This window comes from Nitratidesulfovibrio oxamicus, from assembly GCF_015731765.1.
Taxonomy (GTDB): Bacteria; Desulfobacterota; Desulfovibrionia; order Desulfovibrionales; family Desulfovibrionaceae; genus Cupidesulfovibrio; species Cupidesulfovibrio oxamicus.
In genome coordinates this window covers 1-2,405 of record NZ_VRYY01000390.1, presented here as the reverse complement: position 1 = coordinate 2,405, position 2,405 = coordinate 1, and the positions used below count along the sequence as shown (strand labels likewise).

The 2,405-nt window shown below is 67.4% G+C and carries 4 protein-coding genes and 1 pseudogene; 4 read left to right on the top strand and 1 reads right to left on the bottom strand.

The genetic code is table 11. The features are described 5' to 3' along the window. Together FVW20_RS12710 and FVW20_RS12705 are read left to right on the top strand one after the other, a co-directional pair. Positions 1–608: hypothetical protein (locus FVW20_RS12710; RefSeq protein WP_196609908.1), on the top strand; the 608-nt coding region annotated here is incomplete at its 5' end. Further along, positions 595–1,320, top strand: a complete 726-nt coding sequence (locus FVW20_RS12705; protein WP_196609907.1) for a baseplate assembly protein — start codon at positions 595–597, stop codon at positions 1,318–1,320. The genes FVW20_RS12710 and FVW20_RS12705, both read left to right, overlap by 14 nt. Here the strand turns inward: FVW20_RS12705 and FVW20_RS12700 are convergent. Further along, positions 1,313–1,492: a hypothetical protein gene (locus FVW20_RS12700; RefSeq protein WP_196609906.1), complete on the bottom strand. Its 180-nt coding sequence runs from the start codon at positions 1,490–1,492 to the stop codon at positions 1,313–1,315. The two genes, FVW20_RS12705 and FVW20_RS12700, sit on opposite strands and share 8 nt — an antisense overlap. Positions 1,493–1,527: 35 nt before the next feature. Between FVW20_RS12700 and FVW20_RS12695 the strand changes: the two genes are divergently transcribed. Together FVW20_RS12695 and FVW20_RS12690 are read left to right on the top strand one after the other, a co-directional pair. Next, the gene (locus FVW20_RS12695) at positions 1,528–1,974 is read left to right on the top strand and encodes a GPW/gp25 family protein (protein WP_196609905.1); all 447 of its coding nucleotides are present in this window, start codon (positions 1,528–1,530) and stop codon (positions 1,972–1,974) included. Next, positions 1,952–2,405, top strand: a pseudogene (locus tag FVW20_RS12690) (baseplate J/gp47 family protein); the annotation flags it as partial. The gene FVW20_RS12695 and the pseudogene FVW20_RS12690, both read left to right, overlap by 23 nt.

The following is a 2,405-nucleotide window of genomic DNA, read 5'->3' as shown; positions in this document are numbered from 1 at the left end:
GCGGCCCCATGCAGCAGTTCACCGGCACGGTGGACGGCTTCCGCCCGGCAGGGCCGGACGCGGTGGCCGTGCTGGCCGCCGGGCAGGAGCTGGCCCTGTCGCGCACCACCATCACCGAATCCTTCCATGGCGAACCCGCCGACGCGGTGGCCCGGCGCATCCTGTCCCGCAGCGGGCTGCCCGTGGCCGCCGTGGAAATTCCGGACGTGACCCTGCCGCACATGGTGTTCGCCACGGTGCCGCTGTGGCGCGCCGTGCGGCAACTGGCGGAATCCATCCAGCGCGGGCACGGGCACGATCTTTCGCGCCACGCCCTGTGGCTGGGGGCCGACGGCCTGCGCTGGAGCGCGGGCGACGAACCCGGCCCCCTGTACACGGTGGCCACCGGCGAAAACCTCATCAATCACGAGGTGGCCACCACGCCGGGCGCGCTGGCCGAGGTGGAATCGGTGCTGCTGGCGGGCCTTGCCCACTCCATGCCGTTCCGGCTGGAGGACACGCGGCGCGGCGTCAGCGGGCAGTTTCGGGCACAGGAGGTGCGCCACGTGCTCACGCCCGGCGGCAACAGGACGTTCATCCGGTACGGGGCGGACCATGGCTGGGGGTAACGGCGGCGCGAACAGCGCCAACCTGCTGCAACTCATCCGCCGGGCGGTGGAGCTGTGCATGCCGGACCTGCGGCACTACTACCGCGTGACCCGCAAGGCGCGGGTGGTGGCGGCCTATGCCAGCGACGGGGCCTACTACGCCGACGTGCAGCCCCTGCGCAACGACGAAACCGACGACCCCGCCGAGCCGGTGGTGCCGCGCGTGGAACTGCCGGTGCTGTGGGGCGGCCCGGACCGGGGCGTGGTGTGCCCGCCCGTGGTGGGCACCCTGTGCGACCTTTCCTACTACGACGGCGACCCCAACTACCCGCGCATCAGCAACATCCGCTGGCAGGGGCACGGCGCGCCGCTGGCCGCCGTGGGTGAATTTGTCATTCAACTTGAGAAGGGCGTGGAGATCCGCATCGACACGGGCAGACGCATCGTGTCCACGACCCCGGCGGACTGGCTGGTGCAGGTGGGTGGCAACGCCACCGTGGAGGCAGGCGGATGCATCATCCAGAAGGCCCCGGAGATCATCCAGCGCGGCAACGTGACCGGAGAGGGCCACGACGGCGGCAAGGGCACGGTGAGCGAGCACGCGGACCGCACCATCACCGGCAGCCTGACCATCAATGGCCCGGTGGCCATCAAGGGCGGGCTGTCGGTGGATGGTGACAGTACAGTGAGCGGCAACAGCCACGCGGGCAGCCGCAGTGGGGGATCTATCTAGGTTGGAAGTTTTTCCAACCAAGCAACTTTATGACGCATTCACGCTTTTTCGTGCCAATTTCTTCAGGCGTCGCATCAGGATGCTCGTCGCACCATTTGAAAAATTCCTTTTGAAGTTCCCGCCGCTTCGGATCGTCACTGGTGAGTCTGCTGTCGTTGTCGTCGATATCCATAATGCCTCCCTGTTAAACACACACGGATTTGGCGCATGAACACAAGCTTTAGCACCATGTGGGGCCAAGATATCGCCCTCGACGATACAGGCCAAGCCCTCGTCGCCGCAAGCGGTGAGTTCATCCTGACCGAAGGCGTGGAAACGGGCCTTCAGGATATCCGCCTGCGCCTGTTCACCCGGCTGGGTTCGCTCTTCTACGACCAGGGCTGGGGCAGCCTGATTCACGACTGGATTTTCGAGGAGAACACCGAGGGTGGCCGCATCGCCTTCGAGGCGGAGGTGACCCTGCGGGTGGAGCTGGATCCGCGCGTGCAGGTGGGCAGCGTGCGCACCACGGTCTTCACGTGGGACGAGCGCACCGTGCAGGCCGAGGTGTCGTGGACGTTCATCGGCGAGGACCAGCCCTCAAACCTCATCCTGCGCGCCGACAAGTCCGTGCGCGAACTGGTGGTTCAAGATGTCGACCCTGCGTCTGTCTAAATCGCTGGAGCAGATCCGCGCGGAACTCTACGCCCGCATGGAGGCCGTGCAGGACGAGTACGCCGCGCAGGGCTGGCTGCCGCAGCGCCTGAACCTGAACAAGGGCATTGCGCGCGGCCTCATCGAACTGTTCGCGTGGGGGTTGTGGCAGCTCTACCAACTGCTGGAGCAGGTGTTCCAGCAGGCCGTGCCCGCCAAAGCCACCGGCGATTTCCTCGACCTGCACGCGGAGCAGATCGAACTGGCCCGCAAGCAGGCCACGCAGGCGCGGGGCACGGTGACCTTCCACCGGGCGGCCACGTCGGCCAGCGGCGGAACGGATACGCCCAACGTGCGCATTCCCGCCGGGCGCATCGTGCGCACGCTGCCGGATGGCCGGGGCATGGTCTACCGCTACGTCACCGAGGCCGACGCGGTGCTGCCCGCCGGGG